The 21,482-nt window shown below is 64.1% G+C and carries 18 protein-coding genes, 1 pseudogene and 2 riboswitches; of the genes and pseudogenes, 11 read left to right on the forward strand and 8 right to left on the reverse strand.

Annotated features, from left to right (window positions below):
• On the forward strand, positions 1-1,107 hold the full coding sequence (locus AC5XE7_RS13260) for an FAD-binding oxidoreductase (RefSeq protein ID WP_287943184.1): 1,107 nt from the start codon (positions 1-3) through the stop codon (positions 1,105-1,107).
• Between the two features lie 86 nt (positions 1,108-1,193).
• Here the strand turns inward: AC5XE7_RS13260 and metE are convergent, their stop codons facing one another.
• The 5 genes from metE to AC5XE7_RS13285 all read right to left on the reverse strand — a co-directional run bounded on the left by metE (position 1,194) and on the right by AC5XE7_RS13285 (position 8,121).
• Positions 1,194-3,521 (reverse strand): 5-methyltetrahydropteroyltriglutamate--homocysteine S-methyltransferase, encoded by a 2,328-nt coding sequence (gene metE, locus AC5XE7_RS13265; RefSeq protein ID WP_495366316.1) that lies wholly within the window; start codon positions 3,519-3,521, stop codon positions 1,194-1,196.
• A 94-nt stretch (positions 3,522-3,615) separates the two neighbouring features.
• Positions 3,616-3,826: riboswitch (cobalamin riboswitch) on the reverse strand.
• A gap of 75 nt (positions 3,827-3,901) precedes the next feature.
• The gene (locus tag AC5XE7_RS13270) at positions 3,902-5,161 is read right to left on the reverse strand and encodes an ABC transporter permease (RefSeq protein WP_495366315.1); all 1,260 of its coding nucleotides are present in this window, start codon (positions 5,159-5,161) and stop codon (positions 3,902-3,904) included.
• Between the two features lie 14 nt (positions 5,162-5,175).
• On the reverse strand, positions 5,176-5,841 hold the full coding sequence (locus tag AC5XE7_RS13275) for an ABC transporter ATP-binding protein (RefSeq protein WP_495366314.1): 666 nt from the start codon (positions 5,839-5,841) through the stop codon (positions 5,176-5,178).
• Between the two features lie 4 nt (positions 5,842-5,845).
• A complete protein-coding gene (locus AC5XE7_RS13280) occupies positions 5,846-6,304 on the reverse strand; it encodes a hypothetical protein (RefSeq protein ID WP_425291487.1) in 459 nt (152 codons plus the stop codon).
• Positions 6,305-6,372: 68 nt separating this feature from the next.
• On the reverse strand, positions 6,373-8,121 hold the full coding sequence (locus tag AC5XE7_RS13285) for an alkaline phosphatase (protein ID WP_495366313.1): 1,749 nt from the start codon (positions 8,119-8,121) through the stop codon (positions 6,373-6,375).
• Between the two features lie 156 nt (positions 8,122-8,277).
• Positions 8,278-8,380: riboswitch (TPP riboswitch) on the forward strand.
• Positions 8,381-8,499: 119 nt separating this feature from the next.
• On the opposite strand from AC5XE7_RS13285, the gene AC5XE7_RS13290 reads away from it, so the two are divergent.
• Genes AC5XE7_RS13290 through AC5XE7_RS13320 form a run of 7 tightly spaced genes read left to right on the forward strand, consistent with a single transcriptional unit; the run spans position 8,500 to position 15,203 of the window.
• Positions 8,500-9,279: an ABC transporter permease gene (locus AC5XE7_RS13290; protein WP_495366312.1), complete on the forward strand. Its 780-nt coding sequence runs from the start codon at positions 8,500-8,502 to the stop codon at positions 9,277-9,279.
• On the forward strand, positions 9,276-10,214 hold the full coding sequence (locus tag AC5XE7_RS13295; RefSeq protein WP_495366311.1) for an ABC transporter substrate-binding protein: 939 nt from the start codon (positions 9,276-9,278) through the stop codon (positions 10,212-10,214). Before AC5XE7_RS13290 ends, AC5XE7_RS13295 begins: the two co-directional genes overlap by 4 nt.
• Positions 10,211-10,939, forward strand: a complete 729-nt coding sequence (locus AC5XE7_RS13300; protein ID WP_495366310.1) for a hydroxyethylthiazole kinase — start codon at positions 10,211-10,213, stop codon at positions 10,937-10,939. Before AC5XE7_RS13295 ends, AC5XE7_RS13300 begins: the two co-directional genes overlap by 4 nt.
• Positions 10,926-11,594, forward strand: a complete 669-nt coding sequence (thiE, locus tag AC5XE7_RS13305; RefSeq protein ID WP_495366309.1) for a thiamine phosphate synthase — start codon at positions 10,926-10,928, stop codon at positions 11,592-11,594. Before AC5XE7_RS13300 ends, thiE begins: the two co-directional genes overlap by 14 nt.
• Positions 11,591-12,388: a bifunctional hydroxymethylpyrimidine kinase/phosphomethylpyrimidine kinase gene (thiD, locus tag AC5XE7_RS13310; RefSeq protein WP_495366308.1), complete on the forward strand. Its 798-nt coding sequence runs from the start codon at positions 11,591-11,593 to the stop codon at positions 12,386-12,388. The genes thiE and thiD overlap by 4 nt, the downstream gene beginning before the upstream one ends.
• A gap of 1 nt (position 12,389) precedes the next feature.
• The gene (locus tag AC5XE7_RS13315) at positions 12,390-14,192 is read left to right on the forward strand and encodes a TRAP transporter large permease subunit (protein ID WP_495366307.1); all 1,803 of its coding nucleotides are present in this window, start codon (positions 12,390-12,392) and stop codon (positions 14,190-14,192) included.
• Between the two features lie 15 nt (positions 14,193-14,207).
• Positions 14,208-15,203, forward strand: coding sequence for a TRAP transporter substrate-binding protein (locus AC5XE7_RS13320; protein WP_495366306.1), 996 nt, complete (start codon positions 14,208-14,210; stop codon positions 15,201-15,203).
• A gap of 18 nt (positions 15,204-15,221) precedes the next feature.
• Here AC5XE7_RS13320 and AC5XE7_RS13325 read toward each other — a convergent pair whose 3' ends face one another.
• The gene (locus tag AC5XE7_RS13325; protein ID WP_495366305.1) at positions 15,222-15,719 is read right to left on the reverse strand and encodes a GreA/GreB family elongation factor; all 498 of its coding nucleotides are present in this window, start codon (positions 15,717-15,719) and stop codon (positions 15,222-15,224) included.
• Between the two features lie 218 nt (positions 15,720-15,937).
• Positions 15,938-16,330: a nucleoside diphosphate kinase regulator gene (rnk, locus tag AC5XE7_RS13330; protein WP_183827652.1), complete on the reverse strand. Its 393-nt coding sequence runs from the start codon at positions 16,328-16,330 to the stop codon at positions 15,938-15,940.
• A gap of 522 nt (positions 16,331-16,852) precedes the next feature.
• Between rnk and AC5XE7_RS13335 the strand changes: the two genes are divergently transcribed.
• The 3 genes from AC5XE7_RS13335 to htpG all read left to right on the forward strand — a co-directional run bounded on the left by AC5XE7_RS13335 (position 16,853) and on the right by htpG (position 21,274).
• The gene (locus AC5XE7_RS13335) at positions 16,853-17,953 is read left to right on the forward strand and encodes a carboxynorspermidine decarboxylase (protein ID WP_495366304.1); all 1,101 of its coding nucleotides are present in this window, start codon (positions 16,853-16,855) and stop codon (positions 17,951-17,953) included.
• A 42-nt stretch (positions 17,954-17,995) separates the two neighbouring features.
• Positions 17,996-19,228, forward strand: a complete 1,233-nt coding sequence (locus tag AC5XE7_RS13340) for a saccharopine dehydrogenase family protein (RefSeq protein ID WP_495366303.1) — start codon at positions 17,996-17,998, stop codon at positions 19,226-19,228.
• Between the two features lie 156 nt (positions 19,229-19,384).
• Positions 19,385-21,274: a molecular chaperone HtpG gene (gene htpG, locus AC5XE7_RS13345; protein WP_495366302.1), complete on the forward strand. Its 1,890-nt coding sequence runs from the start codon at positions 19,385-19,387 to the stop codon at positions 21,272-21,274.
• 70 nt (positions 21,275-21,344) lie between these two features.
• On the opposite strand, the pseudogene AC5XE7_RS13350 reads toward htpG, so the two are convergent.
• Positions 21,345-21,482 (reverse strand): annotated as a pseudogene (locus tag AC5XE7_RS13350) (3-oxoadipyl-CoA thiolase); the annotation flags it as partial.

The raw sequence follows: 21,482 nt of genomic DNA on the forward strand, positions 1-21,482 counted from the left end.
ATGACCGATCCCGGCCTCTACCGCCATCTCGATGAGATGGCGCCGTGGAACGATCGCCTTCAGGTTCTGGAGGTGATCGGCATCACGGATGAGGCGCCGGAGGTGAAGACCTTCACCTTCCGCTCGGATGCGCAGACCTGGTTCCGCTACATGCCGGGTCAGTTCATCACCCTCGAACTGCCCGTGGCCGACGAGCCGATCATGCGCACCTATACGCTGTCGTCGTCGCCGTCTCGGCCGTTTTCCATCTCGGTCACGGTCAAGGCTCAGGCGGACAGCATCGGCACGCGCTGGATGTTCGACAATCTGGGCGTCGGTGCCCGCCTCAAGGCATATGGACCGGGCGGCGATTTTTCGCATCACACCCATCCGGGCGCCAAATATCTGTTCCTGTCGGCGGGGTCGGGCATCACGCCGATGATGTCGATGCTGCGCTGGTTCAGCGACTGCGCGCCGGGCACCGACGTCACATTCGTCAACTGCGCTCGGCGGCCGGAAGACATCATCTTCCGCAAGGAGCTGGAACTGCTGAATTCGCGGATGCCCGGCCTGTCGCTGGCCTTCATCGTGGAGGAGCGTTCGCCACGCGAAGGCTGGTCCGGCCATATGGGACGCGTGGATGCGGTGCGCCTGCCGCTGCTCGCACCCGACTTCCATGAGCGCGAGATATTCTGCTGCGGGCCGGAACCCTATATGAGGGCCGTGCGCGAGATGCTGCAAAGCGCCGGCTTCGACATGGCCTTCTACCATCAGGAAAGCTTCGGCGCGCCGCCGGCGGAGCCCGTGTCCCCACCTTTCGCCGAGGCGCAGACGGAAGCCGCCGAGCAGGCGGCCCCGGTTCAGGAGGTCGTGCCCGTGCACTTCAGCCTGTCGGAGGTAGACGGCGAATGCCTGCCCGGCCAGACCGTGCTGCAGGCGGCACGGGCCAGCGGCGTGCGCATTTCAGCTGCCTGCGAGTTCGGCCTGTGCGGCACCTGCAAGGTGAGGAAGATTTCCGGTGAGGTCGAGATGAACCACAATGGCGGCATCCTCGATGACGAAATCGCCGAAGGCTTTATCCTCGCCTGCTGTTCCAGACCGCTTGGCGAGCTGGAAATCGAAGCCTGACCGACGTGACCGACCCGGCCCGTTGATAACGGACCGGGTCTCAAAACACGCGCCCGCCGCCGGCAAATCAGGCGGCGGGCTTTTTATCAGCTTGCCAGCGCCCGCAATTCGCGCGCCGCGGCCACCATGTTAACCAGCGCCGGCTTCACCTCTTCCCACTTGCGGGTCTTGAGGCCGCAATCGGGGTTGATCCAGATCTGGCTGTCGGAGAGGCGCTTGCGCGCCAGTTTTAGCAGGTCCGTCATTTCTCCCGTATGCGGAACGCGCGGGGAATGAATGTCGTAGACGCCCGGCCCGATCTCGTTCGGATATTTGTAATTGCGGAAGGCATCGAGCAGTTCCATGCGCGAGCGCGAGGTTTCGATGGAGATCACGTCGGCATCCATCGCCGCGATGGCGTCGATGATGTCGTTGAACTCCGAGTAACACATATGGGTGTGGATCTGGGTCGCATCCTCCACGCCCGTGGACGCCAGCCGGAAGCTGCCGACCGCCCAGTCGAGATAGGCCTTCCAGTCCTGCTTGCGCAGCGGCAGGCCTTCGCGCAGCGCTGCCTCGTCGATCTGGATCATCACGGCGCCCGCCTTTTCGAGATCGACCACCTCGTCGCGGATCGCCAGAGCGATCTGGCGGCAGCTTTGCGAACGCGGAATGTCGTCGCGCACGAAGGACCAGTTGAGAATGGTCACGGGGCCGGTGAGCATGCCCTTGACCGGCCTGTCGGTCAGTGACTGCGCATATTCCCACCAGCGCACGGTCATCGGTTCCGGGCGCGAGACGTCGCCGTAGATGATCGGCGGGCGAACGTAGCGGGAGCCGTAGCTCTGCACCCAGCCGGCCTGCGTGAAGGCGAAACCGGCAAGCTGCTCGCCAAAATACTGCACCATGTCGTTGCGCTCGAACTCGCCATGGACCAGCACGTCGAGACCGATTTCCTCCTGCCAGCGGATCGCCGCTTGCGTCTCCCTGCGCAGGAAGGCTTCGTAGTCGGCAGCGCTCAGTTCACCCCTTGCATGGGCAGAGCGCGCCTTGCGCACCTCTGCCGTCTGCGGGAACGAGCCGATGGTGGTGGTGGGGAATTTCGGCAGGTCGAGCTTGCCGGACTGCTTTTCACGCCGCGCGGCAAAAGCGCTCCTGCGACGTTCCATGGCCCCGGTGACGGCGGCAAGCCTGTCGCCCACCTTCCTGTCGTGCACGCTCGGAGATTTACGGCGCGAGGCAATGGCGTCAGCCGAGGCCTGCAGGGCATCCGCAACCCCGGCGCGGCCCTCCGACACCGCATGCCCCAGCACGACCAGTTCGTCGAGCTTCTGCGTGGCAAAGGCGAGCCAGGACTTCAGCTCCGCGTCCAGCGCCGTTTCAAGTTCCAGATCGACCGGAACATGCAGCAGCGAGCAGGACGACGCGATCTCGATACGATCGAGCGGACGTGCCTCCACCACCGGCTTCAGATAGTCCAGTATGGCATTGAGATCGGCGCGCCAGACATTGCGGCCGTCGATCACGCCGAGTGACAGCACTGTGCTGGAGGACACCTTCGCCGCAACGGCTTCAAGCTGCTCCGGCGCGCGGGCCAGATCGACATGAAGTCCCGACACGGGAAGCGAAGCGGCGAGGTCTAGATTGTCGCCGAGCGCGCCGAAATAGGTGGCGAGCATCAGGTTGAGTGCGGGAACCTCGGTGGCGAAGTGATTGTAGGCCGCTTCGAGCGCGGCGCGTTCACCGGCTTCGAGATCGAGAACCAGACAGGGCTCCTCAATCTGCACCCAGTCGGCGCCGGCCGCGTGCAGGCGGTTCAGCAGGTCGGTATAGACCGGCAGAAGCTTGGGCAGCAGCGAGAGCAGATCGAATTCCTCGCCGCCGGACTTGGCAAGCCGGAGGAAGGTCACCGGCCCAAGCACGACCGGGCGCGTGTGGATGCCGAGCGCCTTCGCTTCAAGGAAATGATCGACCGGCTTGGTGGTGGCCAGCACGAATTCCTGATCCGGCGCCAGCTCGGGCACCATGTAATGGTAGTTGGTGTCGAACCACTTGGTCATCTCCAGCGCCGAGGTGGAATGGACATGGCCGGGATGGCCGCAGGCGGCATCCCCCTCACTGCCGCGCGCCATGGCGAAATAAGTGTCGAGCGGCACCTCGCCGCCGGTCCAGCCATAGCGCTGCGGGATCGCACCGACCATGACAGCGGTGTCGAGCACATGGTCGTAGAGCGAGAAATCATTGGACGGAACGCGCGTGACGCCCTTTTCGGCCTGAAGCCGCCAGTTATCTGCGCGCAGACGTCTGGCCGTTTCGAGCAGAGCCTCGGCGCTGTCCTTGCCCGACCAGTAGTTTTCAAGTGCGAACTTCAGTTCGCGGCGGCGGCCGATGCGCGGCACGCCAAGCGTTGCGACGGAAACTTTCGATCTAGCCATTCCATAGACCCCGATGGTTGGGGCGGATGCGCGAGGCAGCCGTCAACACCCGCACGATGCGGGCATATCATGGCCTCCGGGACACCCCGCCCGTGGACGTGTTTTCGTCATGGCAGGTCTCCTGGCTCACGGGTCATCGCCTGCGTCCGTCTTCCCAGGGCTTTCACCCCAGTGACCTGAATGGACGCAAGGCTATCCGTCTACAGTTGCGGGGGCAGCGCCGGCTTTCCCATGGAAGGCACCGGCTTCCCTCTTAGCTTCGGGGCAAAATCCCGCCCCGAAGAACCACGACGCCTTCAATCTCGGCGTTTCGGCAAACGATGTCAATATCACATAAAGAAATGTTTATATCGTGATTTACTTTACTGGCAATACTCTTGCTAGGCGCGCAATGCCTGCGCCGGGCTCTGGCGATAGGCGATCAGCGCGGGAAGAAGGGTTGCAATGGCGCAGGCGAGCAACAGGCCGGCCAGCGTCCACAGGTCCGCCGTCTGGAATTCGACCGGCATGGCGACACCGCTGCTTTTAGCCAGATGCGAGGAGATTGCCCGTACGATGGCATAGCCGATCGCGAAGCCTGCAATGACGCCAGCCGCGACGAGCATGAAGACCTCCAGCCAGACCATGCCCATCACCACAGGCCGCGGCGCGCCGAAGGCCCGCAAGGCGCCGATCTGGCGCCGGCGCTGGAGAACGTGAACCGCCACCACCATGAGAATGGCGGCACCGACAAGCCCCTGCGCGCCCATAGCCACGAAGCCGAGAACACGGCGGGCATCACCCAGCGTGCCGTAGAGCCGCGTCAGCACCTCGCCGGGAAAGACGGCGAGCGTCGTTTCGGTGCGGTATTGCTGACGCAGATTGTAGGCATCGGCAATGCTCTTGGGCTTGACCAGAATGGCGGGAACGCCCGGATTGTCGGCGCTCAGCAACGCGGCCTCGTCGACCGGATCGCCCGCGAAGCCCGGCCCATGGTCGTGGCCGTGATCGTGCGGAACGTGAGCGACGGCGGCCAGCCCTGCCGTCTCCGCCTCGTGATCGTGGTCGGCATGTGCGGCCCACACGGACTGGATCGGCACCAGTATGGCCCGGTCCCACGGCGTGCCGGTTGGCGCCATGCGGCCGACGACGCGGTATTCCACATGCGCATGCACCTCGCCCGCCTCCCCGACGCTGCCATGAAATGGATGGAAGCTGTCGCCGATGTCGCGCGTCACCTGAGAGCCGACGATGGCGTCGCCCAGATGGCTGAAGCCCTCGCCCCCGGCCAGTCCGCCCAGCATGCCGATGGCATCGCCGGTGGTGCCGACGATGGGATAGCCGCCCACAAAGTCGCCGAAACCGACCGGGATGGCGTTTTCAACGCGCGGATCGGCGCGCAGGGCCGATAATGTCGCCGGCGGCAGCAGTTGCAGTGGTGCTGGCTGGAGAAAGATGGACGAGAGGATGAGCTGGGTTTCCGAACCGGCCGCGCCGACAACCAGATCGAAGGCTGCGGCGGCGCGGGCGCTGCCAAGCCGCAATGCGCGCTCCTGCAAGGTGACGGACACGCCGAGCGCCGTCGCCAGTGCGATCAGCAAGGCGAGAATGAGCGCACCGATCCAGTTGCGGCGCAGGTCGGCAAGAATGAAATGAAACATCCGGTATCAGATCCTCATGCAGCCAGACGGCCGTTTTCGAGCCGCAGCGTGCGACTCATGCGGCCGATCAGCCGCTCGTCATGGCTTGCCACGATCAGCGTGGAGCCCGCCTCTTCGGCCAGATCGACCAGCAGGCTGGCGACCGATGCGCCGGCTTCCGCGTCGAGACTCGCGGTCGGCTCATCCGCCACGATCACGCCCGGACGGCCGACCAGAGCGCGCGCCACGGCCACGCGCTGCATCTGGCCGCGCGACATCGTGCCGACGAGCTGACCGGGGCGCTGGATATCGACCCGCGCCAGCAGATCGCGGGCCCGCGCCTGCATCCCGTCTGGCAGGCGCAGATGCGACAGGCGCTGCGGCAAAAGCACATTGGCCTCGGCCGAAAGGCCGGGGAACAGATGAAAGTCCTGCATGACGAGGCCGACATTTCGGGCCCGCCAGCGATCGCGCCCACCTTCGGGCAGCGCTGCGATATCCTCTTCGTTCCAGACCACGCGGCCGGCTCCCGCCCGCTCCATGCCCGTCACGATGTTGATGAAGGTGGTCTTGCCCGACCCCGAAGGCCCCGCCAGAGCAACCATTTCCCCGGCTTCCAGCCGCAACCCGGCCAAATCGAGCGCTGGCACGGGAAGCCCCGGATAACGGACCTGAAGGCCTTCGACTGACAGAGCCTGCATCACGCTAAACCCTTCGGAAATCGGCGTTGACGATGCGAAGCAGGCTGACGAAACCCGTATCCGGATCGGTCCACGAACCGACTTCGAGCTTGCCGGAGACTTCGATGGTTGCATTTGCCTGTTCGAAGGTCTGGGCATGGTCGAGATAGACGACGATGATGTCGTCCGGCCAGTCCGCGTCCGACGAGCAGAACGGACACAGTGCCATCGGAATTTCAGTGAGCACGAAGAAATTGGCTTCCGCCTTCAGGGGCGGCGCCATGAAGCCGCGCATGGCGACCGGCTTGCCTTCCAGAGCCTTCACCTTGTCGGAGAAGGTCAGGCCCAGCACGCTGACCTTGCCATAGAGTTCATTGAAGGAAATCGGGCTCGGTGCCGAACGGGCCGGCCTTGCCGAAAGGCAGAGCGCAGCGGCACCGATCATGGCGAGCGCCTGCCGGCGATCCGGGGCGGTGAAGATCATCGCAGCCTCCTTGACTGAACGGGTGCAGGCCCGGAGATGATCCGGGCCTGCCGCTTCTTGTTTACGTGTTACTTTTTCTGCGTGGTACCAAGCGCCAGAGCGTCGGCCAGAACGCGGTAGACGTCGCTCTGCTCCATGTAGCCTTTGAAGTTCTCGGAGCCGGGGCCGGTCGCCTGCAGCACCACGTCGTCAACGGCGTGAACGCCGGTGTCGCCGTCACGCGGAATGTTGCCCTCCACGAACACCGCGCCGGGAACGTCCTTGTAGGCTTCGTTGGCGATGTACTTCTTGTTCTCGTCCTGAATGGCCGGAACGAACGGGCCGTCGAGCTTCGGACGGAAGGTTTCGTAGTGGTCGGGACCATTGTTGGCGGCCAGGAACAGACGGCGCGAGACATCGACGCTGTCGGGATAGCCGTCACCGTTGGAATCGACGTAGTTCGGGAAACCGGCCTCGGCATAGGTGCCGACCTTCTCGCGCATCTCGTCGCCGGGCTTCTCGTCATCGACCGTGCCGATGATGGAAACGCCATGGGTGTGGTCGCCGGTGACGACGATCAGCGTATCGGGGTTCTTCTCGGCGAATTCGCGGGCAACGCCGATCGCTTTGTCGAACTCGATGGTGTCCACGATGGCGCGGTCCCAGTCGAGCGGATGGGACATCTTGTCGATATTGGCGCCTTCCACGACGAGCACGAAGCCTTCGGCGTTCTTCTCAAGCTGGCCGATGGCGGCCTTGGTCATATCGACCAGACCGGGCTGCTCGGGAAACTTCCCGACAGTGCCCTTCTTGAGGAACTCACGGTCGAGGGTGGTGTCCATGTTGCCGGTGTGGAAGAGGCCCAGAACCTTGCCGGTGTTGGAGCCGGCGGCGGCCTCAAGCTCGCCCTTCGTGGTGGCCAGCGTATAGCCGGCGTCCTTGAAGCCCGCAACGTGATCGGTGTCGTCCTTGCGCTTCGAGCCGGCAACGGACTGCGGCAGGAAGTAGGCCGAACCACCGCCAAGGATGACCTCCGGCTTCAGATCGAAGATCTGAGTGTTGATGGCCGCCTTCTCGGCGCGGCGACGGGTGTGGGAAAAGAGCGCTGCCGGCGTCGCGTCCTGAAGCTCGGACGTCGTTACGATACCGACCGATTTGGAAGTCTGACGGCGCAGGGCCTCGACCAGCGTCTCGACCTTCGGGTCGTCGAACGGATCGGCGGTACGGTCAGCGTAGACGCCGATCGCGTTCACGGCGCTCTTGTGGCCGGTCATGTAAGCCGACATGGTGTTGGCGCTGTCGGTGGCGATCGCTTCGGTGGACGAGGTGCCGATGAAGGCCATGCGATCGAGATCGTCCATGTGAAGGCGGCCATTGGCCTTACCTTCGGTCATGCCCTTCGACATGATGCGGGCGGCAGTGCGGTGGGCGACCGAGAGGCCATCGCCGAGGAAGAAGATCACGTTCTTCGCTTTCGGCTCGGCAGCGGTGCCGTAAACTTCCCAGGTCACGGTTTTCTCATCGTCGCCGGCCTTGGCGATCACGGTGTAGGTGCCGGGCTCGGTGATCGTCACGCCTTCCAGACGCACGGCCGAAGCCTCGACGCCGTCTTCCTTCTCGATGAAGGTGGCTTCCTTGCCAAGAACTTCCGCGGCCGGCTTGCCGTTGATGGTGACGGTGACATCGGAACCCGCAACAACACCATCGAACTCGACTTTCACGTCGAAGGGCGAAGCGGTGAGAATCGTTGCCCTGTCGAGCGGGTAGACCGTGGCGGCGCCGGCAACGGCCGGAACCAGTATGGTTGTTGCGGTCAGAATGGCGAGTAGGCTTCGCATGATCGGGTTCTCCGTAAACTCAAAAAGAGACCCGCTAGCTAGGACCCGCACGTTACAGCGCGATGACAGCTCGCGATCAGGCTGATGACAGCCCCTTCCGTTCTCTGGCCAGCGGCAACGTCGCTTGACAGAACCGGGCGCTTGAAACATAGATGGCTTCATTCCGAGGGGGGCGCCGTACGGCGCTGAGATGGCAGTGAGCCGGACCCTTGAACCTGATCCGGGTTATGCCGGCGTAGGAACGGAACAAGGGCCTTCGGGCAATCCTGCCAATTCTTCGCACACCTGGATCTCCATGATGACAAGTCGGGAGATCGCCATGCAGCATCGATACGAATTCCGCCCGCCGACACGATTCCGCTTCTAGGGAATCGCGACATGCCGGCTGTTCTGGCAGCATTGCGCACCACGCTGGTGCTGGTGGCCTCATGGCAGGCAATCGTCATGGCCTTTGCCCCGCCGCGCTACATATTGCCAGCGCCGCTGGACGTCGCGGCCGCCTTCCAGCGGCAGCCGCTCTATCTTTTCGACAACATGCTGGTGACGCTGTCCGAGATCGCCGCCGGATTCGTCACTGGTACGCTCGCAGGCGTGGCGACCGCGCTTGCCATCGCCAGCTTTCCGCGCCTTGGCCGCGCGGTCTGGCCCGTGGTGCTGGTTCTGCAAGCCTTTCCGGTCTTCGTCATCGCGCCGCTCCTGGTGCTGTGGTTCGGCTTCGGCATGAGCTCCAAGGTGGTGATGACGGCGCTCATCATCTTCTTTCCCGTCGCCTCCGCCTTTGCGGACGGGCTGCGGCGCACGCCACCCGAAATCGTCGATGCCGCCGCCCTCACCCCCGCCAGCCACCGCCAGACGCTGTTTCTGCTGCGCGTGCCGCTGGCGATTCCCGCACTGGTTTCCGGGTTGCGGGTTGCCGCGCCGCTTGCTCCACTCGGAGCCGTGATCGGTGAATGGGTGGGTGCATCGGCGGGGCTCGGCTTCGTCATGGTTCAGGCCAATGCCCGCATGCAGACCGACACCATGTTCGCGGCCATGGCCGTCATCGCCGTCCTCACCCTCCTGTTGCGGCGGGCCGTCGATGCCCTCGCCCCCCTTCTCACGCCGTGGGCGCGCGAAGGCGAATTCTCTCCCCATCATCAGCAAAGGAAATCCTCATGATCCGATCCTGCGCGCTCGCGCTTCTGCTTTCCGTCGCCACGGCGGGTGCCGCCCATGCGGCCGACAAGCTCACCGTGATGCTGGAATGGTTCGTCAATCCGGACCATGCCCCGCTGGTGGTGGCGAAGGAGCTCGGCCTGTTCGAGGAAGCGGGACTTGAGGTGGAGTTCGTGCCTCCTGCCGATCCCTCGATCGTGCCACGCGCGGTGGCCTCCGGCAAGGCCGAGATCGGCATCCACTATCAGCCCAATCTCTATCTCGACCATGATGCCGGCGTCTCGCTGGTGCGCTTCGGCACACTGGTCGAGACCCCGCTCAACACGCTCACGGTTCTGGCCGACGGGCCGATCAGGGAGTTGAAGGATCTCGAGGGCAAGAAGATCGGCTACTCGGTTTCCGGCTTCGAGGACGCCATCATTTCCCGCATGCTGGGCAATGCCGGGGTGGACAAGAGCAAGATCGAGCTGGTCAACGTCAATTTCGCCCTGTCACCGTCGCTGATCAGCGGGCAGGTTGACGCCACCATCGGCGGCTACCGCAATTTCGAGCTCACCCAGATGAAGCTCGAAGGCCATGAAGGCCGCGCCTTCTTCCCCGAGGAGCACGGCATTCCGGTCTATGACGAGCTGGTGTTCGTCACCCGTCCGGAACTGGCAGGCGACGACCGCCTGAGGCGCTTTCTTGGCGCGGTGGAGAAAGGCGCGATCCACCTCACCAACCATCCCGAAGACAGTTGGAAGCTGTTCATCAGGGCTTATCCGGATCTTGATGACGAATTGAACAAGGCCGCGTGGCACGACACGCTGCCGCGCTTCGCCAAGCGGCCCTCGGCACTCGACCGCGCACGCTATGCCCGCTTCGGGGCATTCCTTGAGGAAAGCGGGCTGATCAAGAAGGCCCCCGCGGTCGAAGACATCGCGGTGGAGTTGCAATGAGCGCGATCCAGCACACAGCCGGCCTGCTGGACGAGGTGCGCCGGCGCCGTCCGCGCGTTCATTGCCTGATGAACGGCGTGGTCCCTAAATTCGTCGCAGACGGGCTTTCGGCGCTGGGCGCGATTCCTTCCATGACCTCCTCGCCCGAGGAGGTCGGAAATTTCGTCGCCAGGGCGGATTCGCTGCTGGTCAATCTCGGCACGCTGGATGCCCAGCGCCGCGAGGCCATCGACATCGCGGTGGATGTCGCTGCGGAGCGGGGGCGGCCATGGGCGCTCGACCCCGCCCATTGCGACTATTCGCCGCCGCGCGCCGCCTTCGCGCAGGAACTGCTGGCGCGTGGTCCCGCGGTGCTGCGCGCCAATGCGGCCGAATTCGACCTGCTTTCCGTGCCCGCCGCAGTGGTGGCGGTACGAACCGGCAAGGCGGATCGCATCGCGCACAACGGGGCATCCTTCTCAGTGACCAACGGCCATCCGCTGACCGCATTGGTGACGGGAACCGGCTGTCTTTCCGGTGCCGTCATCGCCGCCTTCCTCGCCATCGAACCCGAGCCCTATCTGGCCGCATGCGCGGCCATGCTCGCCTTCGGTGTGGCAGCCGAGATGGCGGGCAAGGTGGCTGCCGGGCCGGGCAGCTTCGAGCCTGCCCTTCTCGACGCGCTCGCCAATCTCGAAGGCGCTCACATTCCTACATTCGCAAAGGCAGATCATGAACAGGGTTGACTACAGGCTGAACGCCATCATCGACGGCGCGCTGCGCCCGCTCGGCAATCTGGCTGAAATGGCCGGCATCGCCGCGCGCAGCGGCGCCACCATCATCCAGTACCGCGACAAGGAGGCCCCGACACGGCAGATGATTGCGGAGGCGGAGGCAATCCGTGCAGCGCTTGCCGGAACCGGCGTGCCGCTGGTGGTGAACGACCGTGTGGAGGTGGCCCTTGCGGCGGGTGCCGACGGCATCCACATCGGCCGCGACGACATGCCGGCCGAGACCGCGCGCCGCCTGCTCGGCCCCGATGCCATCATCGGCCTGACGGTGAAGAACGAGGCGGACGCAGATGCGGCCATCGCCGCTCCCATCGACTATGCCTGCATCGGCGGCGTGTTCGAGACCCTTTCCAAGAAGAACCCGGATGCGCCGGTCGGGCTCGAAGGATTTCGTGCCCTGCGCGCACGCATCCGCGCAGCGAAAGCCGAACTTCCGGTTGGCGCGATCGCCGGCATCGACGTGCCGCGCACGGCGCAGGTGGTAGAGGCGGGCGCATCTGGCGTGGCAGTGATTTCGGCGATCTTCCGCGCCGCTGACATTGCCGCCGCCACCCGCAAACTGCGGGCGGCCGTGGACGATGCCAGAGACGGGGCCGGAGACTGGCTATGACGGCGATCGCGCTCACCATCGCAGGCTCGGACAGCGGCGGCGGGGCCGGCATACAGGCCGACCTCAAAACCTTCTCGGCGCTCGGCGTCTTCGGCACCAGCGCTATCACTGCGATCACGGTGCAGAACACGCAAGGGGTGCGCGACGTCGAGGACATCAGCTCACATATCGTCGCCGGCCAGATCGACGCGCTCTACGAGGACATGGAGATCGGCGCCGCCAAGATCGGCATGGTCTCGCGCATCGATACGATCATGGCCATCGCCAGCGCCCTGCGCCGCCACAAGGTGCGGCCGGTACTCGATCCGGTGATGGTCGCCACTTCCGGCGACCGTCTGTTGCAGGCCGACGCCATCGAGGCACTGCGCAGCGAGTTGCTGCCGCAGGCGATCATCGTCACGCCCAATCTGCCCGAGGCCGCCTTGCTCAGCGGCAGGCCCGTGGCGGAAGACGAGGCGCAGATGATCGCGCAGGCCGAGAGCCTGCTGGAGACCGGAGCAAATGCGGTCCTGATCAAGGGCGGTCACGGCACGGGGCCGGAAAGCACGGACCTGTTGCTCGACGGCTCCTCCCTGACCCGGCTTTCGCGCCCGCGCATCGATACGCCCAACACCCACGGCACCGGCTGCACGCTCTCTGCGGCCATCGCCGCCGGGCTGGCGCGCGGCATGCCACTTGCCGAAGCCGTCGCGCAGGCAAGGGATTACCTGCACCAAGCCCTGCAGGCCGGGGCGGGCCTCGCCATCGGCAGGGGCAGCGGCCCGGTGCATCATTTCTATCGCTGGTGGAGATAGGATGACCCGCGCCGGCCATTGGGCAGCTATTTTGCAGCGCGCGCTGACGCGCGCCTGCGGCGTGGTGCTTGCCCTGATGCTGGCGGCGGTGACGGCAACGACCCTGCAGCGCTATCTGCTGGGCTCCGGCTTCCTCGGCATCGAGGAAGCCATGGTGTGGCTGCTGCTGCTGCTCGCCTGCCTCGGCTTTCCGATGATCGCCGATGGCGCGCTGGCGATGCGCATCGAGCTTTTCGCCCATGGCCGCAAAAGCAGATGGGCCGCCTTGCGCGAGACACTTGCGGAAGCCTTTACCCTTGCCGCCTGCGGCGTGCTGGCCACGGCCGGAACGAAAGCCGCTCTGGAGGTGGGCGGACATTCCGCTCTGCTCGGACTTGGCGAATGGATGCGCCCGGCAGCGCTCGGGCTGGCCGGCGCAGCCGGGATCGCAATGCGGGTGCTGGTGCTGATCGGCGCGTGGCGTATGGGACTTCTGCTTGCCGCCGGCGCGGTTGCAGCGCTGATGCTCATGCCGGTTGCCGCCGGGGTGTCCTCGTCCCTGCTTTCGCCCAGCCTTGCCGCACTCATCGTTATCGGCATCGGCATCCTTGTCGGTGCGCCGCTTGTCCATGCCTTCGTGCTCGCCGGCTATGTCGCGCTCGCCTTCGGCAGCATGCTGGTCGAGCCGGCTCTGGCGTTGTCGCTGCTTGGCGGCATCGGCCGCTATCTGCTGCTCGCCATTCCCTTCTTCCTGCTGGCCGGGGGCTTGCTGACCATCTCGGGCGCTGCCGGCGATCTGGTGCGCTTCGCCGCCGCCATGGTCGGAAGGCGTCGCGCCGGGCTCGGCCAGACCGTGCTTCTGACCAGCGTGCTGTTTTCCGGCGTGTCGGGCTCGTCCATCGCCAATGCGGCGTTCAGTTCCAAGACCTTCATGAAACCGCTGACCGCAGCCGGCTATACGCCCGAACGCGCCGGCGCGATCATCGCCTCCACCGCCGTTCTCGACAACATCATCCCGCCCTCCATCGCCTTCCTGATCCTGGCCGCGGCCACCAACCTGCCGGTCGGCCCACTGCTGACGGGCGGGCTGTTCGCCGGGCTTGCGCTGGCGGTGGCGCTGGCCGTGGCCATCCATTTCAGGGCCGTCATCGAGGTCCCCACTGCCAGCGAACCGCAAGTTTCGGGCGCGCGGCTGGCGCTACGGGCCGTGCCGGTCTTCGGGCTGGGGCTGATCGTGGTGGCCGGCATCCGTTTCGGCATCGTCAGTCCGACCGAGGCTGCGGCGCTGGCCGCGGCCTACACGCTGGTGCTGGCCCTGTGCGGCCGTCACAGCCGCGCCGGTATCTTCGCCGCCCTGCAACAGGCAGGCGTCGAAACCGCCGCCATCACCATGCTGATCGGGGCGGCGACCCCGCTCGCCTTCCTGCTGGCCATAGACGGCATCGGCCCATGGGCCACCGGTCTTGCCCGGTCCTTCGGCGAAAATCCGTTCATGGTCATGATCGCAGCCAATCTCATCCTGCTCGGCGTCGGCCTCGTGCTCGACATCGGCGCCGCCATATTGCTGTTCTCGCCGATCCTGCTGCCTGTCGCTGCCGCGGTCGGCATCGATCCGGTCGCATTCGGCGTCGTGGTGGTCGTCAACCTGATGATCGGCGGGCTGACGCCGCCGGTCGGCATACTGGTGCAGGTCACGAGTGCCGCCACCGGCGTGCCGGCAACCCGCCTGTTCTCAGCCACCCGGCCCTATCTCGCAGCGCTGCTTCTGGCGCTGCTGTGCATCAGCATGGGCATCGCCGCCCACGCCGCTTTCCTTAGCCCCTGATCAAGGACCAGAGCCATGCGAACCAGTCGCCGCACCTTCCTTACCGGACTTGCCGCAATGCCGCTTGCCATGCCGGCACTGAGCCGCTCCCACGCCGCAACGCCCGTCGTCGCCGCCTCGCTGCTGGGCGACGACAAACCCGAAACGCTGGTGTGGAAGCACATAGCCGAGACGGTGGAGCGCGAACTGCCGGGGCGCTTCGCCTTCAACATCGTGCCGAACGCGGCACTCGGCGGCGAGAAGGAAGTGGCGGAAGGCATCCGGCTCGGCTCCATTCAGGCCAGCCTGTCGACGCTCTCCAACCTGTCTACATGGGTGCCGCAAACGCAGCTTTTCGACCTGCCCTTCCTGCTCCGCAACGCCGCCCATCTCGAAGCCGCGCTGGAGGGCGCGTGTGGAGACGACCTTGGCGAGCGGCTGGAAAAGGAAGGCATCGTCGCGCCCGCCTTCATCAATTACGGTGCACGCCATCTGCTGGCGCGCGAGCCCCTGCTGTCACCGGACGAGGTGAAGGGCAAGCGCATCCGCGTCATCCAGAGCCCGCTGCATGCGCAATTGTGGGAGAGTTTCGGAGCGCATCCGATCGCGCTGCCGATCACCGAAACCTACAATGCGCTGTCCACCGGCCATGTCGACGCCATGGATCTGACCTTGTCCGCCTATGCGGGCTTTCGCCTTTACGAGGTCGTGCCGCAGGTCACGCTGACCGGCCACATTCACGCGGCGGGCGCCGTGATCTTCTCCGGCCGCTTCTGGTCGGGACTGGACGAGGAAGCCCGCTCCGTCCTGCAAAAGGCCGCCGTCGAGGGCGCGCGCCATTTCAACGCACTGATGGCGGCCGACGAAAAGGCTTCGGTGAAGGTCGCCGAAGACGGCGGAGCCGTCCTTCATGAAATCACCGACCGGGCTGCGTGGGAAGCTCCGGCGCGTGCGGTGTGGGAAAGCTTCGCCGAACGCGTCGGCGGCATGGAGCGCATCGAGGCCGTGGCCGCCGGACAGTGCAAGGGCTGACTTGCCGGCCCAAGGCAGTCAGGCAGCGCTCGGGCCGGGATCGTCATCCGGATCGAAGGCGACAGGCGCGGCCATGCTCCGGGGCCGGAAGGCCACCACCTTCCTGACGGAGCCGGCCGCACGCCCCTGTGCCTCCGGCTGCGACAGGATCTCGCGAACCTGCACCAGTTCGACACCGCCGTTTTCGGCCGGAACCCGGAGCGCCGAGCCTGCTGAAAGACCAAGCAGCGCGAGACCGTGCAGCGTGCGGATGGAAAGGACACCCGCTCCTTCCTCTGCCTCGCCTGCAACGATTTCGCGTGGACCCCGGGTTGTCTGATCAACCACATAGATCAGCCGTGTGCCGATCGTCACCACGTTCGACGGGATATCGTCGCGGAAATAGATGGTGCTTTCGCGCACCTTGCGTTCAAGCAGCGACATGAACGCATCATAGGGGCCGTTGTGCCGTTCCAGAATCGCCTGGAGGGTCGTGTGGTCCCCTGTTGTGAGTTGGAAATGAGGCTCCGTCACCATGGCAAATCTCCCGCAGGAACGGGTAAGCCGTTCCGACGCCAGTCCGTTATGGCTTGATGGATCATTCCCCTGATGCGAGCCGTCGCATCAGGGGTCAGAGGCCTGCGATCAGGCACCCCGCGTGATGGAAAAATCTGTGTGGAGCGCCGGCAACAAGGCTGCCGCGAACAATCATTTCGGGCTGATCAGGCAGGACAGCGCGCGCCGGCACATCCGCCTCACGAAGCTTCGACGACGTCTTCCACCGAGGTGATGGTGAGGCGATGCGTGCGGCCGTCATTGGCGGTCCAGTCGATGGACTGACCGACCTTGAGGCCCAGCAGCGCCGTGCCGATCGGCGTGAGGATCGAGACCTTTCCCTGTGCGATATCGGCATCGGCGGGATAAACCAGCGTAACGCGGCGCTTGTTGCCGTCATCTGATTCGTAATCGACGGTCGCGCCCATCTGCACGGTGTTTTGCAGCGCATTGCCCGAGGCGGCCACCTTGGCGCGCTCCAGCTCGTTGAGCAGAGCGTCGGCCATTTCCGGCTTCCTCTCAAGAAGGCCGTTGGCAAGGGTGGTCAGCCGATCGTGGTCGGCCTTGCTGATGATGATGCTCGGTTTGCGCATGGCGTTTTCTGCTTCGCTCTGCCGCCCGCACGGGCGGTGTGTTGAGCCCGAAGGTGTCGCCTCAGGGCCTTCCGGTTGAAGGTTCTGGTGCTGTCCTGCACCGCTGGATTTCAAAGATGGAATGCCCCCGGACTCGGGGGGACGGCCCGAGCCGGGTCAGCATCCCATCAAGGGATGACACCGAAACATGATATGGGCCCACGAAATACTCATGCTTAATAGCTTGGATCATATTGGCGTTTTGTCAAGCAGGGCCGTGTCGTGAAGATGTCACTTGAACTTAAGGGGGGGGTCCATTAACTTCCGCGGCATGAAGACGACCCTGAGACCCAGACTGGAGCCCGCGAGGTAAGCGGGCGCATTGCCCGGACGCTGATGATCAAGCGTCGCCGGGTCGTCATTTTCCTTTCAAACGAATCTGAAACAATCCGCCTGGAGCCGCGGACAAGGTTTCAAAAAGCGTTTCCCCGAAATCCGAAGTTTGAAATCTCCTTATCCGGGAGAATTTCGCGAGCAGGCCGAATGACCCTTCAGACCCCCTACTACCTGATCGACAAGGCAAATCTTCTCCGCAACATGGAAAAGATCGCCTATGTGCGCGAAAAATCGGGGGCGAAAGCCCTGCTGGCGCTGAAATGCTTTGCCACCTGGTCGGTGTTCGACTTCATGCGCCAGTACATGGACGGCACGACTTCCTCCTCGCTCTACGAAGTACGGCTTGGGCGCGAGAAATTCGGCGGCGAAACGCATGCCTATTCCGTAGCCTATGCCGATTACGAGATCGACGATGTCGTCTCCCACGCCGACAAGATCATCTTCAACACCATCGGCCAGCTTGAGCGGTTCGCGGATCGCGCCGGCAACATTGCGCGCGGCCTGCGGCTCAATCCCGGCATCTCGTCATCCTCCTTCGATCTGGCCGATCCGGCCCGCCCGTTCAGCCGGCTGGGCGAATGGGATGCGGCGAAGGTCGAGAAGGTCATGGACCGTATCAGCGGCTTCATGATCCACAACAATTGCGAGAATTCGGACTTTTCCCTGTTCGACAAGATGCTGTCACAGATCGAGGAGAAGTTCGGGTCGCTGCTCGCAAAGGCCGAATGGGTGAGCCTCGGCGGCGGCATTCATTTCACCGGCGACAACTATCCGCTCGACGCCTTCTGCGAACGCCTCCGGGCATTTTCCGAACGCTTCGGGGTGCAGGTCTATCTGGAGCCGGGCGAGGCCGCGATCACCAGAAGCACCACGCTGGAGGTGAGCGTTCTCGACACGCTGTTCAACGGCAAGCAGCTCGCCATCGTGGATTCGTCGATCGAAGCGCACATGCTCGACCTTCTGATCTATCGCGAAACCGCCAAGGTGACGCCGAATGAAGGCCCGCACCGCTACATGGTCTGCGGCAAATCGTGTCTTGCCGGCGATATATTCGGCGAATTCGATTTCCCGACAGATCTGAAGCCCGGCGACCGTATCTCCATTCAGGATGCGGCCGGCTACACCATGGTCAAGAAGAACTGGTTCAACGGCGTCAACATGCCGGCAATCGCGATCCGTGAACTGGACGGATCGGTCAGGACTGTCCGCGAATTCGGATTCGCGGATTACGAGCAGAGCCTCTCATAAGGCCTGCACTTTCCCTCCAGCGATAAGGAAACATCCCCCGGAATGAAGAAAAACGTGCTCATCATCGGCGCCGGCGGCGTGGCGCAGGTCGTGGCGCATAAGTGCGCGCAGAACAACGATGTGCTCGGCGATCTGCATATCGCCTCGCGCACTCTTGCGAAGTGCCAGTCCATCGTGGACTCCGTCCGGGAAAAGAAGGCCATGAAGGCCGAAGGCGTGTTCGAGGCGCACCAGCTCGACGCGTTTGATATCGAGGCGACCAAGGCGCTGATCAAAAAAACCGACGCCAAGATCGTCATCAATGTCGGCTCCGCCTTCCTCAACATGTCGGTCATGTCTGCCTGCATCGACACGGGTGCTGCCTATATCGACACCGCCATCCACGAAGATCCGGCCAAGGTGTGCGAGACGCCGCCATGGTACGCCAACTACGAGTGGAAGCGTCGCGAGGAAGCCGAGAAGGCCGGCGTCACCGTGATCCTCGGCGCCGGCTTCGATCCGGGCGTGGTCAACGCCTATGCCAGGCTTGCCTATGACGACTATTTCGACCGCATCGATTCGATCGACATCATCGACATCAATGCCGGCAGCCATGGCCGCTGGTTCGCCACCAATTTCGATCCCGAGATCAACTTCCGCGAGTTCACCGGCCGCGTGTGGTCCTGGCAGGACAGCAAGTGGACCGAGAACAGGATGTTCGAGATCGGCAAGGAATGGGACCTGCCCGTCGTCGGCACGCAGAAGGCCTACATGACCGGGCATGACGAGGTGCATTCGATCTCGCAGATCCTGAAGGTGCCGAATGTGCGCTTCTGGATGGGCTTCGGCGACCACTACATCAACGTGTTCACCGTGCTGAACAATCTGGGCCTGCTGTCCGAGAAGCCGGTGAAAACGGCGGAAGGGCTCGAAGTGGTGCCGCTCAAGGTGGTCAAGGCGGTGCTGCCCGATCCGGGTTCGCTGGCCCCCGACTACACCGGCAAGACCTGCATCGGCGATCTGGTGAAGGGCGTGAAGGACGGCAAGGAACGCGAAGTCTTCATCTACAACGTCGCCGACCACAGGCAAGCCTACGAGGAAGTCGGTTCGCAGGGCATTTCCTACACCGCCGGCGTACCGGCGGTTGCGGCCGCACTTCTGGTCGCCTCCGGCGAATGGGACGTGAAGAAGATGGCGAATGTGGAAGAACTGCCGCCGCGCCCGTTCCTCGACCTGCTCGGCAAGATCGGCCTGCCGACCCGCGTGAAGGAAGGCGACGACGACCGCGCGCTGTAACAACAGCTCGACAGATGAGGGAAAGGCGGGCGAATCCATTTTCGCCCGCCTTTTTCATGGAAAGCAGGTCATCGCTTTCAAGGCTTGAAAATGCGTTCCCGTGCCGCCATCTGGGAGCCGGATAATTCAGAGCGGATAATTCAGGGGCAATCCGACATGACGACGACCACACCCGATATGGAAACCAAAAGCTTCGAGGCCGATGTCGCCCGGCTTCTGCACATGATGGTGCACTCGGTCTATTCCGAGCGCGAGGTGTTCCTGCGCGAACTGATCTCGAACGCCGCCGACGCCTGCGAAAAGCTACGCTATGAGGCGATCTCCCGGCCCGAGCTGCTGGGCGACGATCCGAAGCCGCGCATCACCATTGTCGCGGATGCCGACAACAGGCGCCTCAGCATCGAGGACAACGGCATCGGCATGAATGGTGCGGACATGACCGAGGCGCTGGGCACCATCGCCCGCTCCGGCACCCGCGCCTTCATGGAACGGCTGGAGGCGGCCAAGGGCGGCGAGAAAGCCGAGTTGGTCGGCCAGTTCGGCGTCGGCTTCTATTCCGCCTTCATGGTGGCCGAGAAAGTCGAGGTCGTGTCTCGTCCGGCCGGATCGGACGAGGCATGGCGCTGGACATCCGACGGCAAGGGCGCCTACTCGGTAGGTCCGGCGGCACTTGAAGATGCCCCGCAGCGCGGCACCCGCGTCATTCTGCATCTGATGGAAGACGCCCTCTCCTTCACCGAAGCCTGGCGCCTCGAACAGCTTGTACGCTCGCATTCCGGCCACGTGCCGGTGCCTGTCTCGCTGATGGAGAAGCCGGACGCGGAGCCGCGCGAAATCGCCGACGGCACAGCACTTTGGATAAAGTCGAAGAACGACATCAGCACCGAAGAATACACCGACTTCTACCGTAGCGTTGCCGGCCAATATGACGAGCCCGCCGCCACGATCCATTTCCGCGCCGAGGGCCGCCAGGAATACAATGTGCTGGCCTTCATTCCGGGTTCGCGTCCCTTCGACCTGTTCGATCCGGACCGCTCCGGCCACATGAAGCTCTATGTGCGGCGTGTCTTCATCACCGATGACGCCGAACTGGTGCCGCGCTATCTGCGCTTCGTGCGCGGCATTGTCGATTCCGCCGATCTGCCGCTCAACATCTCGCGCGAGATGATCCAGCAGAACCCGCTTCTGGCCGCCATTCGCAAGGGCGTGACCAACCGCGTTCTCAACGATCTCGCCAAAGTGGCCGAGAACGATGCCGAGGCTTATGGCAAGATTTGGGAGAATTTCGGCGCGGTCATCAAGGAAGGCCTCTACGAGGACTTCGAACGCCGCGAACAGATTCTGAAGCTGGTGCGCTTCACCTCGACTGCATCGGGCGACGAGACCCGCAATCTGGCCGATTATGTCGCGGCCATGAAGGAAGGCCAGAAGGCCATCTACTTCATGACCGGCGATGACCGTGCCCGCCTCGAAGGCTCCCCGCAGCTCGAGGGCTTCAGTGCGCGCGGCATCGAGGTGCTGCTGCTCACCGATCCGATCGATGCGTTCTGGACGGCCAACGCCCCGGAGTTCGACGGCAAGCCGTTCAAGTCGGTCACGCAGGGCGGCGCCGATCTGGCGGAGATTCCGCTGACCGAGACGGAAGCGAAAGACAAGCCGGAAACTCCGGCCGAAGTCGATGGCTTCCTCGCTTTCGTGAAGGAAACGCTGGGCGACGACGTGTCGGATGTGCGCGCCTCCGAGCGCCTGACCGAGAGCGCCGTCTGCCTCGTTGCGCCCGAGAATGCGCTCGACCGGCAGTTCGAGCGGCTGCTCAGTGCGGCGGGTCGTCTGGATAACGCCTCGAAGCCGATCCTCGAAATCAACCCGCGCCACCCGCGCATTGCGGCACTTGCGAAACTCGGCGAAGCGGAGCCGGATTTCCGCAGCGACGTGGCGCATCTGCTCTATGACGAGGCCCGCGTTCTGGACGGGGACCGCCCGCTTGACGCCAAAGCGTTTTCGCAACGCCTTGCCCGGTTGATCGACCGTGGGCTCGGCGCTTAAAAAGCTCTCTTAAATACAAAACGGCGGTGAAATTCCCCGCCGTTTTCATTTCAAGAAGGGTGCAACCGCCTCAGACGGCCTCGACGGCGATGGCGATGCCCTGCCCGACGCCGATGCACATGGTGGCGAGCGCCAGCCTGTCGCCGCGCAGCTTCAGTTCCAGTGCCGCCGTGCCGGTGATGCGCGCGCCAGACATGCCAAGCGGATG

Source organism: Aquamicrobium sp. YD-1-mutant5 (genome assembly GCF_059509755.1).

What these genes read in the sequence shown, in the direction of transcription:
- AC5XE7_RS13260 (WP_287943184.1), top strand. Translation starts at nt 1, where the DNA reads ATGACCGATCCCGGCCTCTACCGCCATCTCGATGAGATGGCGCCGTGG.
- metE (WP_495366316.1), bottom strand. Translation starts at nt 3,521, where the DNA reads ATGGCTAGATCGAAAGTTTCCGTCGCAACGCTTGGCGTGCCGCGCATC.
- AC5XE7_RS13270 (WP_495366315.1), bottom strand. Translation starts at nt 5,161, where the DNA reads ATGTTTCATTTCATTCTTGCCGACCTGCGCCGCAACTGGATCGGTGCG.
- AC5XE7_RS13275 (WP_495366314.1), bottom strand. Translation starts at nt 5,841, where the DNA reads ATGCAGGCTCTGTCAGTCGAAGGCCTTCAGGTCCGTTATCCGGGGCTT.
- AC5XE7_RS13280 (WP_425291487.1), bottom strand. Translation starts at nt 6,304, where the DNA reads ATGATCTTCACCGCCCCGGATCGCCGGCAGGCGCTCGCCATGATCGGT.
- AC5XE7_RS13285 (WP_495366313.1), bottom strand. Translation starts at nt 8,121, where the DNA reads ATGCGAAGCCTACTCGCCATTCTGACCGCAACAACCATACTGGTTCCG.
- AC5XE7_RS13290 (WP_495366312.1), top strand. Translation starts at nt 8,500, where the DNA reads ATGCCGGCTGTTCTGGCAGCATTGCGCACCACGCTGGTGCTGGTGGCC.
- AC5XE7_RS13295 (WP_495366311.1), top strand. Translation starts at nt 9,276, where the DNA reads ATGATCCGATCCTGCGCGCTCGCGCTTCTGCTTTCCGTCGCCACGGCG.
- AC5XE7_RS13300 (WP_495366310.1), top strand. Translation starts at nt 10,211, where the DNA reads ATGAGCGCGATCCAGCACACAGCCGGCCTGCTGGACGAGGTGCGCCGG.
- thiE (WP_495366309.1), top strand. Translation starts at nt 10,926, where the DNA reads ATGAACAGGGTTGACTACAGGCTGAACGCCATCATCGACGGCGCGCTG.
- thiD (WP_495366308.1), top strand. Translation starts at nt 11,591, where the DNA reads ATGACGGCGATCGCGCTCACCATCGCAGGCTCGGACAGCGGCGGCGGG.
- AC5XE7_RS13315 (WP_495366307.1), top strand. Translation starts at nt 12,390, where the DNA reads ATGACCCGCGCCGGCCATTGGGCAGCTATTTTGCAGCGCGCGCTGACG.
- AC5XE7_RS13320 (WP_495366306.1), top strand. Translation starts at nt 14,208, where the DNA reads ATGCGAACCAGTCGCCGCACCTTCCTTACCGGACTTGCCGCAATGCCG.
- AC5XE7_RS13325 (WP_495366305.1), bottom strand. Translation starts at nt 15,719, where the DNA reads ATGGTGACGGAGCCTCATTTCCAACTCACAACAGGGGACCACACGACC.
- rnk (WP_183827652.1), bottom strand. Translation starts at nt 16,330, where the DNA reads ATGCGCAAACCGAGCATCATCATCAGCAAGGCCGACCACGATCGGCTG.
- AC5XE7_RS13335 (WP_495366304.1), top strand. Translation starts at nt 16,853, where the DNA reads ATGACCCTTCAGACCCCCTACTACCTGATCGACAAGGCAAATCTTCTC.
- AC5XE7_RS13340 (WP_495366303.1), top strand. Translation starts at nt 17,996, where the DNA reads ATGAAGAAAAACGTGCTCATCATCGGCGCCGGCGGCGTGGCGCAGGTC.
- htpG (WP_495366302.1), top strand. Translation starts at nt 19,385, where the DNA reads ATGACGACGACCACACCCGATATGGAAACCAAAAGCTTCGAGGCCGAT.